Raw genomic sequence first — 15,792 nt, 5'->3', positions numbered from 1 at the left:
TCAAGTACATTGTCAAAGAAATATGTCCTTCCTTTAAATCTGAATACCATTATTTAACGTATCTATTTAAAAAGAGATAAATGACTAAAAATAATATTTTTTACTGCTGTTTAATCATTGGAATCATTTTATTTGGCTGCACAAACGAAACTAGCAAGACTAACATTCCCGAAATTGAGTCACTTAACTGGCAAGCTTTCGATCAAGATATTTTCACCAAAACCACAGCGAATAAGAAATTTGTGCTTTTAGATATTGGCGCCAACTGGTGTCATTGGTGCCATGTTATGGACGATAGTACTTTTGCCGATCAAAATGTAAAAAACTATATTGGCAATAATTTTGTGCTTGCAAAAGCCGATCAAGATGAAAGACCAGACTTATACGCTAAATATAAAAAATGGGGATGGCCAGCATTAATTGTTTTTAATGAAAAAGGTGAAGAAATATTAAAACTGAAAGGATACCAAGAAAAATCAAAATTCGTTAAGGCTTTAAAGTCGGTAGTTGCCAATCCTGTTGTTTTAAAAAATGAGCCAGCAAAAACTAATTTAAGCGATCCTACAGTTGAAAAATTAAGCGAGAATTTTAAATCGAATTTAGATTATGAAAAAGGAGGTTATAACTGGAACCATAAATTATTAGATTATGATGGAATCAATTATGGATTTGCCAAGTACCATCAAGATAGTTTGATAAAAAAATGGTTAGACATCACGGTTAAAAACTCATACCACCTCATAGATCAAACATGGAGTGGCGTTTATCAATATTCAACCAAAAATGAATGGACGAATCCACATTTCGAAAAATTATTGCGTGTTCAAGCTTTTTATATCGAATTGTACGCGCATTATTATGGCATAACCGGAGATACAACCGCGTTAAACGCAGCTATTCGAGTTCAAGCATATTGTGAACGTTTTCTCGCCAGTGAAAATGCGTTGTACTTTAATAGTCAGAATGCAGACTTAAACCCTGGTGAACATGCGGCGGATTATTATCAATTAAATGAAACAGACAGATTAGCGAAAGGAATTCCGTCCGTAGATAAGTCAATCTTTTTAAAAGAAAACTCAGCAATGATTAAGGCTTTGCTATACCTACACATTGCAACAAATGACGATCAATATTTGAATAAATCAGAGGAAATGATTGCCTATATTTTAAATAATTTTAGATCAAAAGACGGATTATTTAAAAGAGAAATAAATAATAACAAGATATTTTCCTTTGCCGATAACAGTCATTTCCTGGACGCATTATTAATGGCTTTTCGGATTACTGAGAAATCTATTTATCTAGATAAGAGCGCAGCATTAGCACAAAAAATTGAATCGAATTTTAAGACAGAAAATGGAAGAGTATCAGCGATAGGAAATCTTGCATTACCAGCACCTATTATTGGCTTAGACAATCTTAAATATATCAGTTCAATTGAGCAATTGGCAACTGTTTTAGCCGATAAAAATTGGAATAGGATCGCCAAGTCTTTATTCGAAAAAATAGAAAACAAAGGAATTGAAAATTCTGCACCGACATTATCTGCTGCATTAATGGCGCATACTTTAATTTTCCAAGATCCGTATCATGCTTTGCATATAATAGACGAATCAATTGAATTAAAAAAGATGAGTAATACTTATACCAAGCAATTCTTATTGTCTACGCTCTCATATATCACAGTTGAAAACTTAATCAAGGGAAAAATGACTGCAGACAATGAACTTTATTATGGAACCGCAGACAAAGGAACACTCTTCATTTGCACCTCAAGTTTTTGTTCGTCACCAATTTCAACGATACCAGCTCTTACACACTTTTTGACCGAGATATAAAAGGTATAGTTGAATTAATTAAGGTCGCATTGTTTATCTTTGTACCAGAATGAACAAAAAGTTAATTCCTGCCTACCTCTTAACATTTGTAAATGTTTTAGGCGTTAGTATTTTAATGCCAATTCTTCCGTTTGTGGTTGAAAAATACGGCGCACCTGAGTGGGTATATGGCTTATTACTTACTTTATATTCAGCATTTCAATTTTTAGGCGCACCATATTTAGGTGCTAAATCTGATATTTTAGGGAGAAAACCCATTCTTTTAATCAGCCAAGCTGGTACATTATTGAGTTGGGTGATCTTTTTGATAGCCTTATCTATTCCAGACTTTACTGTTTACGGTGTTTCATTTGCTTTAATTATCATTGGATTGTCACGAGCCTTGGATGGATTAACTGGAGGAAATGTATCTGTAACCAATGCTTATGTAGCTGATATAACTACCAGAGATGAAAAATCATATATTTTCGGTTATTTAGGTGGAATTGCAGGTTTAGGTTTGATAATTGGTCCTGGAATTGGAGGACTAACAGCGTCAACACCAATAGGTTTTGCGGGAACGATAATTGCAGCCATTATTATTTCTTCCATCACGATGTTCTCGCTTTTTAAATGGTTAAAAGAATCTATTCCAAAAGAGAAAAGAGCCAAGAAGAAAAAACAAAATATATTTGCGAGCATATTAATCACACGTCGAATTAGATCCGTTCAACCCAAACCAATTATCAAATTATTGTTTTTGATAAAATTCTTTTTCTCAGTCATGATGGCTTTCTACATTTCAACCATTGCCTTGTTCATTATTGATTTATTTAAGTTCAACGAAAAGGAATTGGGCATCTTTATGTTGGTTGTTGGAATTTTTCTCGCCTTTAATCAAGCTGTTGTTTCAAGAAGGTTCATTAAAAAGTTTGGCGAATTCAACACCTTACTAATTGGATTGCTTTTCGCAGTAATTGGGCTCTTTTGTATCACCCTTACCGATAATTTATACTTGTACATTTCGTTTTATTATATAATGAACTTAGGATTGTCATTGTGTTTCCCAACATTTAACGGCCTTATTGCCATTCATGCTAATCCGAATAAACAAGGTGAAGTAATGGGCATAAGTGAATCTATCAACTCGTTTGCAATGGCAGTTTTCCCTGTAATTGGTGCCTTATTATATACTTTTATGGGATATGAAGTTTATTATTTAATTAGTTTATTGCCATTAACAGCATTTATCATTGCATTTATGGGTAGGAAGAAACTAAGAAGAAATGAAGCGATTGAAAATCAAATTGCTAATTAGGATTGAGTAATATGAAAATAGCATACAGTCCTGTTTACACCTATAATAAACTTCCTGAAGGTCACCGTTTCCCAATGGATAAATACGACTTACTTCCAGCTCAATTATTACACAATGGAATTGTAACTGAGGATGACTTCTTTCATCCTATTGCATTGACAGAAACACAAATCATACGGACACATACTCCAGAATATTGGAACAAACTCAAAAATGGCACATTAAGTAGACATGAAATTCGCGCTTTAGGCTTCCCTTTCCATGAAAGTTTAGTTGAACGTGGACGACATATTGCAAGCGGTACATTAGCCTGTGCAAAATTCGCTCTTAACGAAGGTGTTTCGTTAAATATCGCTGGAGGAACGCATCATGCTTTTGCTGAAAGAGGAGAAGGTTTTTGTATGTTCAACGATTTTGCAATAACCGCAAACGAATTGCTATTTGAGAAATTAGTCAATCAAGTAATGATCATTGATCTTGACGTACATCAAGGAAATGGGACAGCTAATATTTTTGCTAATAATAATGCTGTCTTTACTTTTAGTATGCATGGCGAACACAATTATCCATTAAAAAAAGAAAAGTCTGATTACGACCTGCCTGTAGAAGACGGAATTGAAGACGATGCATATTTACATGCCATGGAGATTATTCCAACATTAATTGACAATATACGACCCGATATCGTTCTTTATTTGAGTGGTGTTGACATTCTAGCAACAGATAAACTTGGAAGATTAGGGCTTACGAAAAACGGATCTAAAAGACGGGATGAAAAAATATTTAATTGGTGTAAATCAAAAAATATTCCAGTGGCAGTAAGCATGGGTGGCGGTTATTCCACAAATATTAAGGATATCATTGATGCACATGCCAATACATTTGAAGTCGCTAAGGATATTTTTTATTAAATTCGAATAGTTTAGTCTCAACCTATTGTGCAACAATATGCTGTTATTTAACGTCTATACCTAACTTAACTCAATCTTATGAAGTTTTTAATCCAGATATTTTGCATCCTTTTTATTTCAACACAAGTAAGTTGGGCACAAAGCCCCATAAAAAATCCGAAAGGTTTAGCTTATATTTCCAACCAAGGTCAATGGAACAATAAAGTGCTCTTTAAAACGGGTTTTGGCAATGGCGCTTTATTCCTTGAAAAAGATGGAATCACATTTACGCAAATGCACAATGACGATCTCGAAGCATTTCATCATTCTAAACATGACGGCAATGCTGATGTTGAATCATTTAACTTCAGAGGTCATGCATGGAACATGAAATTCATTGGAAATACACCTATCACAATTACAGAAGGCGTAAATAAATTACCTGGATACCATAATTATTTTATAGGCCAAGATAAATCTAAATGGGCAAGTCACGTACCTCTATTCGATCAAGTGAATTATTTAGGGCTGTATAATGGAATTGATTTAATGGTATACAGTAATGGCAGCAATTTAAAATATGATTTTATTGTTCAACCAAATATTGATCCTTCCAGTATAAAAATGTTGTACAACGGAGATGATGGTATACGATTAGAAGATGGAAACATTAAAATTCGAACAAGTATTGGTGAATTTACCGAATTTGCACCTTATGCTTATCAAATAATTGACGGCAAAGAAATACAAGTTGAATGTCATTTTCAATTGAATGAATCTGTTATCAGCTTTATTTTACCAGCAGGTTATGACAAAACAAAAGAATTGGTCATTGATCCAGAATTAGTCGGTGCAACCTTATCAGGATCGACAGGAACAAATTATGGGCATTGTGCCACATTCGATAAAAACGAAGACATGTATACCGGTGCCATTAATTTTGGTTCAGGATACCCTGCTACTGTTGGGGCTTTTCAAACAAGTAATGGCGGTGGCAGCACTGACATTGCAATTAGTAAAATATCTGGTGATGGTACTACTTTAATTTATGCAACACATTTAGGTGGAGCAGGTTCTGAATATCCACATAGTATGGTGGTCAATGATAACAATGAATTATATGTATTTGGTTCAAGTAATTCAATCGATTTTCCTGTTAGCGACGATGCATATGGTTCGGATGGACCCACTGGAGCAGATGTTGATATTATTGTAACACATTTAAATAATGACGGATCAGACATTATTGGTTCAACTTATATTGGCGGCGCAAATATTGACGGTAGAAACCCTTTAACGGGGCACTACGGAGATGATTACCGAGGAGAGATAATTATTGATGACCTTGGCAATTGTTATGTTACATCATGTTCAAATTCAGCTGATTTTCCAGTAACTGGAGGCGCTTATCAATCTACATTTGGCGGCAGTGTTGATGCCGTTGTCTTTTCTCTAAATCCTGATTTAAGCAATTTATTATGGTCAACATATTTAGGCGGTACAATGCAGGATGTTGGTTTAGGATTAAGATTAGACAACGATGGAGATGTATATGTTTCAGGCGGAACACAAAACGAATTTATTGCAGCAACTGGTTATCAATCGACATACCAAGGAGGCGGGAGTGATGCTTTTGTTTTAAAACTAATCGCTGATGGGACAGCTGTTGAATACAGTTCGTATTGGGGTACAGACAATATTGATTTTGCTTATTTTGTAGATATTGATGTCAACGGTTCCATTTATATTTATGGCTTAAGTAAAGGAGGCACCTCACCAGTAACTGACGGTGTTTATTCGAACGATGATAGTCACCAATTCATTGCCCGATTAGATCCGACTTTAGCAAGTCTAGAATTGGCAACAGTAATTGGTGCTGGTGGCGCGAATTTCATTCCTATAGCCTTTATGGTTGATGATTGTGGATACATTTATTTCTCAGGTCATTCTGCGCGAGGCGCACTGCCTTTAACAGACGATCATTTATATGATACTGGCGGTTTTTATTTGGGTGTTCTTGAACCCGATGCAACAGACTTGACTTTTTCAACACTTTATACTGCCGATCATGTCGATGGTGGTACCAGTCGTTTTGACCCGTCAACTGGAATCGTTTATCAAGCGGTTTGTGTTATTGGTCTTTTCACAACAACACCTGGTGCTCACGCAACTACAGCTCCAGGCTGGGATGTTGGTATCTTTAAAATTGACTTCGGAATAGCACATGTTAAAGCAGATGCTGAAGCGAGTCCATCAACCAATGGATGTGCGCCTTTCACAGTAGATTTTATGAATGAAAGTGCTGGTGTTAGTTATCAATGGAATTTTGATGATGGTTCACCAACAGAAGATACTTTTGAACCTACGCACACATTTGTTGATCCAGGTACTTATGAAGTGCAATTAATTTCATACGATCCTGAAGGTTGTTTAACTTCAGACACAACTTACATTACAATAGTAGTTGGTGCGGCAATCGATCCAACTGCAAATTTCATTTATGAAATAGATTGTGCTACGCAAACAGTTACCGTATCAAGCACAGGAACAGGTGGCGTTCCTTATTTCTGGGATATGGGTGATGGAAACACTTATACGGATTCAACTTTTAGTCATGTATATACCGGTGCAGGCGTTTATACTATAACACTAAATGCAGGTGACGACCTTTGTGGTTCTATCGCCACTACAACCGAAGATATTGTTATTGGTGAAGCGCCAATTGATGTTATTTTTAATCGACCAACATGTTTTGGTTTCTCTGATGGTTCCGTTACAATAGATATTATTGGAGGAGGTGAAGATGCAACCATTATTATAACAGACGAAGAAGGCATCCGTAAAAGTCTAGAAGGTACAAATACTGCAAATTCTCTGACCTCTGGAATCTATTATTATACTGTGAGTTTAGGTGACGGTTGTGAAAGTAGTGGATTTGTAGAATTACTCGATCCGCCTCAAATTAATGCTCAACTTACGCTTACACATCCTAAATGTTATGGTGATGAAACGGGTACTGTCGTGGTTGATCCTGTATTAAATGCGCAAGGAGATTATGACCGCATTAGTTATACATGGAATCCAAATCCGGCTGGTATTGGAGGATTATTTGCAGATAGCTCATTCAATATGGGTGCTGGTGTTTATATCGTACAAATTACAGATGAAAATGGATGTTCAAGAGACATCGATTTTAGAATTACACAACCCGATTCAATTCGAATGGTTGAATTTACAACAGAACCTGCATATTGTAGATTGTATAACTACCAAAGAGGAAACGGTGTCGTTAAAGGTGCTGCAGCTGGTGGTACACCCGATTTTACTTACGAATGGGAGAATTTAGGCAATTTAGAAACAACTAATAATTCAACTTGGGGCGGAAGAAATCCAGGGACTTACCAATTAACTGTTACGGATGCCAACGGTTGTCAATTGATAAGAAGTATCGTTTTAGATTCTTTAAATCCACGAGCAGCCTTTACACCTACATCACTCGAATTCACAACTGATTATGAAGGTACAGCTCCTGTAACTGTCCATTTCACTAACGAGTCTAGTAATTTTGCCAATCCGAATAACCCATTGGCTGACACTACTTTTTTATGGAATTTTAATCACGATTTTAATCCTTGGATTATCTCTCATAGTTTAGGTCAAACTTATGATACAACATATGCAGACGGTGGAATTTATGAAGTTTGTTTGATTGCTATGAACAAGAACGGTTGTCAAGACACCTTATGTAAAAACATTGTTGTCTACGATCCAATGGTTTTTGAAAATGTCAATGTATTTACCCCAAATGGTGATGGCAGTAATGACGAATTTACATTTGTTTACAGGTCTGATGCAGTTAAAAACTTTTATTGTGTTGTAATTGATAGATGGGGAATCACAATTGCAGAATTCGATGATATTACTGATACTTGGGACGGAAAAACTAAAAAAGGAAAACCTTGTACTGATGGTGTTTATTTTTATAAATACGAAGGAGAAGCAGACAATGGTGAAAAATTTAGCGGTCAAAGCACGGTTACCATTATAAGCCAAGAATAGAAGACTAAAAATCAACAATAAATTTATATTTTTGAATACATAAAAAGTAGGTAAAGTTTACCTACTTTTTTATTGTATAAAAGATTTTTGTAAGGAAAATATAATTTAATCGATCAAAACAAAAAGTTAATTATGGAAAAGACATATTACGATCCCGCAGATTTAGGAAAGTTTGGAAACATCGCTGATTTCGAACCGAATTTAGCTAAGAAATTCTTTGATTATTATGGAGAAGTTTTTAAGGCAGGTGCTTTAACCGAAAGGGAGAAAGCGCTAATCGCATTAGCGGTTTCGCATACTGTTCAATGTCCATATTGTATTGACGCATATACGCAAGAAACATTAGGAAAAGGATGCTCCGAAGCTGAAATGATGGAAGCTGTTCATGTTGCCAGTGCAATCCGAGGTGGCGCTTCTCTCGTACATGGAGTACAAATGATGAATAAAGCCAAAAAACTTTCAATGTAATATGATTAAATCACTTAAAGCACAAGCACATACCTTATCAGAAACTGACGCTCAATTAGATCTTCTTAATGGGCCATTATTTTATGATTCGGGAAATTCAAGCTTTACTGCGCATTTAAAGGAAAACAATCAATTTCCCTTAAAACCAACAAATCTTGAGATATTCCAAATTAATTTGGGTTATATGTGTAATCAAACATGTGCCCATTGTCATGTTGATGCAGGTCCGGACAGAAAAGAGATTATGACCAGAGACAATATGCAAATTTGTGTTGACTTGGTGCGTAAACATAATTTTAAAACAATCGATCTGACCGGTGGTGCACCAGAAATGAATCCAGATTTTAGATGGTTTGTTACTGAGCTTAAAAAAGCAGGTGCCCAAGAAATAATTGTACGGTGTAATCTAACTATTATCGTTGCGAATAAAAAGTATAACGATCTTCCCGAATTTTTTAAAGAACATGATGTTCGTGTTGTGAGTTCTCTTCCCTATTATAAATCTGAGAAAACAGATAAGCAACGTGGAAACGGTGTTTTTGACAAATCTATTAAAGCTTTAAAAATGCTTAATGCTGTCGGTTACGGTAAACCGGGAACAGGATTAATTTTAGATCTTGTATACAATCCTGCAGGGGCATTTTTACCAGGCAATCAAATGGAATTGGAAAGTGATTTCAAAAAAGAATTGAGTAAGTCTTGGGACATTGAATTTAATAGCCTCCTGGCAATTACAAATTTACCTATCAGTAGATTCTTAGATTATTTAGTAAAGTCAGAGAATTTTGTTGATTATATGGTGAAGCTTGTCAATGCTTTTAACCCTTCAGCTATTGATGGTTTGATGTGCAGAAATACAATAAGTATTGATTGGGATGGACATATGTTTGATTGTGATTTTAATCAAATGCTTGATATTAAAATTCCTGCAGCAAATGGATCACATATTTCAACTTTTGATATTGATAAATTAAGCAAGCGTGAAATTAGCGTCAATCAGCATTGTTTTGGTTGTACTGCTGGTGCTGGATCTAGCTGCCAAGGAACAACAGCTTAGTGAATCCTAAAACAAATAAATTGTTAATTTTCTAACGATTTTCCGGTCTAAATTGTTGGATTATTAACAATTAACATAGGATATCATAATCATCATTCCTTAGAATAACGCAGTGAAAATACTACTTTTGGACAAACTTATTGTCTGTATTTACAGATTATAATCTATATCCATAAGATGAGGAATGCACAAAAAGGAATTTTTCTTGTACTTTTTATTACGTTAACAGCAATCAATCAAAATGCCTTTTCACAAGATTGGGTTTTCCCTTATCCAACAACTGGCGTCCCTTGTTTTGGATGCGCTCCTATTGGATGGACAACCTTATCTGGCTCTACCGATATTTCTGATTTAGACGATTGGATTAGTTATACACATTATGACGAATTTGGCTCAGCAAGTCCGGTTCCAGAACCTACACCTGGTGTAACAACTTTCATGTCTGCCATGAGTTCTGAAGCCATAGAGACTTCTTTTACTGTGCTTGAACCAAGAGTCCTCACTATTTATTTTGCTGGTTTTGGCCAAAACATTTCTGGAATGGGACCAGTAGGAGCCGAACCTGGACCAACTATTAACGTTTTAGTAAACGGCGCTTCCGTCGATGTTCCGATTCCTTGGGATGGAGAATGGCATCCTATTACTTACGATTTAGTTATCGGTGTAAATACCATTTTATTCGATCCTGGAATTGGTGACGATGGCAGTAGACATGCTGCACATATTTCTATTCCTGCTTTGCAAGCTGCTGGTTGTGTTGACGAACTTGTCGCAGATATTCCAGTCACTGAAATTTGTATTGGGGAAGAAATTACTCTTTCGGTATCTTCTATTAATGGCGGTTCTATTACTTGGGAGGATGACATTGAAAATGGAGTAGCTTTTACACCAGAAGCAGCCGGCACTTTTACATATAATGCAACAAGCGATTTTGAAGATGATTGTCCATATTCAACAGAAATTATAGTGCATGACTTACCTGAAGTTAATGCTGGTGAAGACATTACAATCTGTGCTGGAGATGAGATTACCTTAACGGGGACTGGGGCTGAAACCTACGAATGGTCCGACGGAATTACTGATGGTATTCCTTTCATACCTGCCGCAACAGCTACATATACTGTAACAGGAACGAGCGAATTTGGTTGTGTAAATACGGATGATGTCCTTGTTACAATTATCGAAACTGTTCCTGTAGATGCTGGTGAAGATTTTGCCATATGTATTGGAGATGAAATTATACTATCTGGCGATGGTGCTGGAATTGACGGCGTTTACGAATGGTCGGATGGCGTAATTAATGAAGAAGAATTTATCCCAGTGACTACAACTACATATACGGTAATTGGAACAGATATTAATGGTTGTGAAGGTACAGACGATATACTAGTCACCGTGAACGATCTACCTTTAATAAATGCTGGTGACGATCAAACAATATGCATTGGTTTTTCTGTAACACTATCAGGTGATGGCGCAGGAATAGGTGGCATATATAATTGGTCAGATGATGTTGAAGATGGCATTCCATTCGACCCTACTGTCACCAATACTTATACCGTTACTGGAACTGATGCCAACGGCTGTATCGCAACTGACGATGTGATAGTAACGATAAATGAACTGCCTAGCATTGATGCGGGACCAGACCAAGAGATTTGTATTGAAGAAGGTATTGTTATAAACGGTTCTGGTGGCGGAATTGGCACCACTTACACTTGGTCGGATGGCGTTATTGATGGTGTTATGTTTTCACCAACAATTACAAAAAATTATACCGTAACTGGCACAGATGAAAATGGCTGTGTCAATACAGATGAAATGAATATTCTCGTTCATCCGTTGCCAGAAGTATCTTTCGCGGCAGATGAGTTTATTGGCTGCGCACCTTTTACCGTTAATTTTGAAAATGATATTTCCTCAGATTCGTACTTGTGGAATTTCGGTGATGGCGCTACAAGTATTGTCGAAAATCCAACGCATATATATGATCGAACCGGCACATTTGATATAACGCTTACCATTACTTCTGCAGCAGGCTGTGAAAATACAACCAGCTACAACGATTATATCAATGTTATTGATAAACCAATTGCTGATTTCTCTTATGAAGTTGGAGAAAATAGTGGTGGATTTACAAATGTACATTTCTTCAATTCATCTTCATTCAGTGAGTCTTATAATTGGACTTTTGATGATGGTGGTATTTCTAATCTTGAACATCCAGAAAATATTTACAATACATCAAACGGTCGACTGAATTATCAAGTACAACTAATTGCAGAAAATTATTTGGGTTGTAAAGATTCAATTTTGAAAGAAGTAATAATAGACGAGGCACTCATTTATTTTATTCCCAACGCGTTTACACCTGATGGAGATACATATAATGAATATTTTACACCTGTATTCACATCAGGTTATGATCCTTACGATTTCCATATGACAATCTACAACCGTTGGGGCGAAATGATTTTTGAAAGCTTCAATAGTGCATACGGATGGAACGGTACATATGGCAATTTAGGTATCGTTGAGAGTGGTATCTACATATGGAAAATTGAATTCGGCTCTTCTATTAGTGATGAAAAAATTTATACTGAAGGCACTGTAACTTTGTTAAAATAAGGCAGAACACGCACATATCCACCTTATACTAAAAACAATACATTGCTATATATCAACTTATTACAACTCACCTTCTTGCGTATTCTACAAATAAGTTCACAAAAAAAGCAACTCATTTAAAGTAAGCTCGTCTTTTAAGCAACACAAGAAGTATTCGACTTATACACCTGTATAACAATTTATTAAGAGGTCTATAATTGGAATATGTGTTCATGAAATACCAAATAAACTAACTTACTCATTATGAAAACACATGTAAAGATCTTATTGTTTTTTTGTTGCTTTTCTTACATCAGTTTTGGGCAAACAATGCCAACTGAAGGAATTCCAACAGCGACAATTTCGGAAAATTTAATTTGTACATTAAATCCAGACGAACCCTTATCAGATTACTATAAAGTCGACATCTCACATTTAAGTTTTGAAAATGAAGCGGAAGCTTTACTTAAATTCAAAAAACACTTAACTGGAAACCTTATAACAAATGAGGTACATTTAGATGAAAACTTTATCATTATTCAAATTCACCATGCCAGCTTAGGGGATTCTCCTTCTATTGAACGCATACAGAATTATCTTACAAACTCATTACCTAAAGTCTAGTATCTATAGACAATAGGAATAAATATTTACCCTAAATTACGATTATGAAATGGACAAAATTAACCTTTGTTGTGCTTGCTTATTGCTTCTCTTTTAGCAATTCTTATGCACAAATAGAAGGCGCAAACGGATTTTTAATGTCTCCAGGTGTAGAGATTGGAATCAATAGTAATGGCTTTGAAGGATCAACTACCTTACCAAGTTTTGCCAACCACGTACGAGGTGGTTTTAGAATGGGATTTCTAGCAAATCCACAAGACGATGGTTGGACGAATTATGATGGTGACTTTTTTATGCCTGGTTCTCCAGAAAATAGATTTGGTATTGAAGTAGACGGTGTTACATACACAAACAGTGCCGCTATGGGATCTTTTATTTCTAGTGATGGTTTATCAAACTACCAAACAATCGGTAAATGTAAATTTATGGATTGGGATGGATCGGTTGCTGGCATTGATATTCACATGACTTATAAATTAGATACTACCGATCATTATTATACAGTACAAGTAGCGTTGACAAATACAACTGCGGCTGATAAAAATGATGTATACTTTTTCAAATCTCTTGATCCAGATAATAACCAAGATATTTCTTGGGGATTTGCAACACTCAATACAATTGAGTATCAACCAAGACCATCTTGTCCTAAAGCACTTGTTTCTGCAACGGATACACATGATTGGGAATCTTATTTAGGATTAGGCGGATTGGGAAGTGAATTCCGTGTTGCTCATGGCGGTTTTTATGTTGATTCTGGTTCAGATTTATGGAATGGAAGAGATGTTTATGACACTACTTTATATTCTAACAACGGACTTTCAGATGACGCAATAGGTATTTGCCATAAAGACGACGTTATTCCCGCAGGTGCAACGACTACTTTTGAAATAGTTGTTGTACTGAATGGATCTCAAGTAAATGAAGCATTAATGAATTTAATTCACTTCACATACGAAGGCGGACCAGAAATTGCAGAATCATGCACGGACACAGTTGTTTTTGACGAATATGATGGCGTAATCTATGAAGATGATGACGTGGCTGATACAATTTACAGATGTACTTACGAACCTTCAATGTTATGGGTTGAAGCCCCTGGAGAAGTAATTTCAGAATACAATTTAGCTTGGCTTGAAGAAGGTGAATTATTAAGTGAAGAAGCTTATTTTACCGTGCTGCCAGGAACAGAAGCTGGTGTAAGAAATATCTCTGTTTATTTAACATTAGGTGAATGTTTTGGCGGAGGTACTGGTATTAAAAATGACTATGTCATTATTACCCAACAATCTCCTGAATTAGAATATCTAGAAGGTATTCATTGTACCGACCCTGTTCTATTAAGCGATTTAGTTGTAAATGATACGGCAGAAGTATGGGGAACAACATGGACTTATCACAATACATCACCACTTACTTTTGATGATGTAGATCCATATGGTAGTATGGAAATTAGCGAAGGGGATAGTGTTTATCTCCTTGTAGTAGACCCTCGCTCTAATTGTTTTGATACAACATTATTAACAATAGAAACAATCGTTACTGATGCAGGTCTTGACAATTCAATTACACTTTGTGATGTTGGCAGTCCAACGACTAATTTAAATGATTTATTAGTTGATGCCGATCCTGATGGTAGATGGGAAGAAATAACCTATTCTGGATCTTTTAATCGTGTATCTGGAGAGTTTATTCCAGCTGGTGTTTTAGGTGGAGAATATGTTTTCTATTACAAAGTTGGAGGAGATCCTTGTCCAGCAGATACAGCAGTGATTACTGTTACCATGAACGAATTACCAGATGCTGGTATTGACGGAAGTATTGAGACTTGTAACGATCCGTTATCAATAGTTGACTTAAACGAATTATTGAGCGGACATGATGCCGGTGGATTCTGGACTGAATTAACAGCAAGTGATCAATTCAACCCAGGTACTGGTGAATTTAATGCCAACGAATTGTCTGCAGGAGATTATAGATTCTCATATACAGTTGATGGTATAGCGCCTTGTGCATCAGATGCATCAATCTTTGTTGTGACGATACCAAATTTACCGGTTGCTGAATTCGTTATGTCTCCAACAAGTGAAGTCTATACTGACGATCCAATGGTTACATTCTATAATTCATCTTTAAACAGTGTAAGGTATGAATGGAATTTTGGTGATGGTGCAGATATTTCTACTGAAGAGAATCCAATTCATGAATTCCCATCGGAACCAGGAAGATTTGATGTAACCTTAATGGCTTATAACGAATTAGGATGTAAAGATAGTTTGAGAAAAATTATGGAAGTAAAAGACATCGTATTGTTCTATATTCCGAATTCATTTACTCCAGATGGAAACAACTTTAACGATATATTTAAACCAGTTTTCTATTCAGGTTTTGATCCTTACGATTACCACATGATGATCTTTAATAGATACGGTGAAGTGGTATTTGAATCATACGATTCTAATGTTGGTTGGAATGGAACTTATGCCGAACAAGGTATCGCATCCGACGGTGTTTATACTTGGGCAATAGACTTTAAAGAACAGAACTCTGACAGACGTCAAAAACATACAGGATTTGTGACTATTATTAAATAATATTTTAACTCAAATATTCTAAAAAGGTCATCACAATTGTGGTGGCCTTTTTTTGTTTTTAAAGCATGTACGAAAACTGATGCCCAAAAAAGAGTTCTTTGTTTTTTGGCGGTTCCCTTCGGGCGGGCTATTCGTTCTTATCTTTTTTTGCCCGCTTAAGACGGACAAAAAAAGGATATCCACTGCTATCCCTAACCGATTATATTTCTGCGATTTGAACACTCGACTATATGTGACCCCTACAGGGTCAAAACATGTTGACATATTCATAGTTTAGCAATGTACGACCCCTACAGGGTCGGCCATCAAATGAGTTGAACACGTTTTTAGATTTTTAGCATTAAAACACAAACATAGA

Annotated in this window: 9 protein-coding genes; all 9 read left to right on the top strand. The window is 35.9% G+C overall.

Annotation, left to right across the window (positions count from 1 at the left end):
* The first annotated feature begins 80 nt into the window (after positions 1-80).
* Positions 81-1,838, top strand: a complete 1,758-nt coding sequence (locus T367_RS0112995; protein ID WP_027420243.1) for a DUF255 domain-containing protein — start codon at positions 81-83, stop codon at positions 1,836-1,838.
* Positions 1,839-1,887: 49 nt separating this feature from the next.
* A complete protein-coding gene (locus tag T367_RS24015) occupies positions 1,888-3,135 on the top strand; it encodes an MFS transporter (protein ID WP_051568542.1) in 1,248 nt (415 codons plus the stop codon).
* Positions 3,136-3,146: 11 nt separating this feature from the next.
* Positions 3,147-4,046, top strand: coding sequence for a histone deacetylase family protein (locus T367_RS0112985; RefSeq protein WP_027420242.1), 900 nt, complete (start codon positions 3,147-3,149; stop codon positions 4,044-4,046).
* 78 nt (positions 4,047-4,124) lie between these two features.
* Positions 4,125-8,084 carry a T9SS C-terminal target domain-containing protein gene (locus T367_RS0112980; protein WP_027420241.1) on the top strand — a complete coding sequence of 1,320 codons (3,960 nt, stop codon included), beginning with the start codon at positions 4,125-4,127 and terminating at the stop codon, positions 8,082-8,084.
* Between the two features lie 132 nt (positions 8,085-8,216).
* Positions 8,217-8,552: an arsenosugar biosynthesis-associated peroxidase-like protein gene (locus tag T367_RS0112975; RefSeq protein WP_027420240.1), complete on the top strand. Its 336-nt coding sequence runs from the start codon at positions 8,217-8,219 to the stop codon at positions 8,550-8,552.
* Position 8,553: 1 nt separating this feature from the next.
* Positions 8,554-9,609 (top strand): arsenosugar biosynthesis radical SAM (seleno)protein ArsS, encoded by a 1,056-nt coding sequence (gene arsS, locus T367_RS0112970; protein ID WP_027420239.1) that lies wholly within the window; start codon positions 8,554-8,556, stop codon positions 9,607-9,609.
* Between the two features lie 177 nt (positions 9,610-9,786).
* Complete coding sequence (locus tag T367_RS0112965; RefSeq protein ID WP_027420238.1) at positions 9,787-12,237, top strand: PKD domain-containing protein; 2,451 nt, start codon at positions 9,787-9,789, stop codon at positions 12,235-12,237.
* A gap of 243 nt (positions 12,238-12,480) precedes the next feature.
* A complete protein-coding gene (locus tag T367_RS0112960) occupies positions 12,481-12,840 on the top strand; it encodes a hypothetical protein (protein ID WP_157454227.1) in 360 nt (119 codons plus the stop codon).
* Between the two features lie 44 nt (positions 12,841-12,884).
* The gene (locus T367_RS0112955) at positions 12,885-15,434 is read left to right on the top strand and encodes a T9SS C-terminal target domain-containing protein (RefSeq protein ID WP_027420236.1); all 2,550 of its coding nucleotides are present in this window, start codon (positions 12,885-12,887) and stop codon (positions 15,432-15,434) included.
* Positions 15,435-15,792 lie beyond the last annotated feature (358 nt).

It is taken from the genome of Crocinitomix catalasitica ATCC 23190 (assembly GCF_000621625.1).
Lineage (GTDB): Bacteria > Bacteroidota > Bacteroidia > Flavobacteriales_D > Crocinitomicaceae > Crocinitomix > Crocinitomix catalasitica.
Note: the sequence above shows the minus strand (reverse complement) of the source record. Positions and strands in the feature narration are given on the sequence as shown.

Coding starts and splice junctions, on each gene's coding strand:
- T367_RS24015 (WP_051568542.1), top strand. CDS start 1,888: ATGAACAAAAAGTTAATTCCTGCCTACCTCTTAACATTTGTAAATGTT.
- arsS (WP_027420239.1), top strand. CDS start 8,554: ATGATTAAATCACTTAAAGCACAAGCACATACCTTATCAGAAACTGAC.
- T367_RS0112965 (WP_027420238.1), top strand. CDS start 9,787: ATGAGGAATGCACAAAAAGGAATTTTTCTTGTACTTTTTATTACGTTA.
- T367_RS0112975 (WP_027420240.1), top strand. CDS start 8,217: ATGGAAAAGACATATTACGATCCCGCAGATTTAGGAAAGTTTGGAAAC.
- T367_RS0112995 (WP_027420243.1), top strand. CDS start 81: ATGACTAAAAATAATATTTTTTACTGCTGTTTAATCATTGGAATCATT.
- T367_RS0112960 (WP_157454227.1), top strand. CDS start 12,481: ATGAAAACACATGTAAAGATCTTATTGTTTTTTTGTTGCTTTTCTTAC.
- T367_RS0112955 (WP_027420236.1), top strand. CDS start 12,885: ATGAAATGGACAAAATTAACCTTTGTTGTGCTTGCTTATTGCTTCTCT.
- T367_RS0112980 (WP_027420241.1), top strand. CDS start 4,125: ATGAAGTTTTTAATCCAGATATTTTGCATCCTTTTTATTTCAACACAA.
- T367_RS0112985 (WP_027420242.1), top strand. CDS start 3,147: ATGAAAATAGCATACAGTCCTGTTTACACCTATAATAAACTTCCTGAA.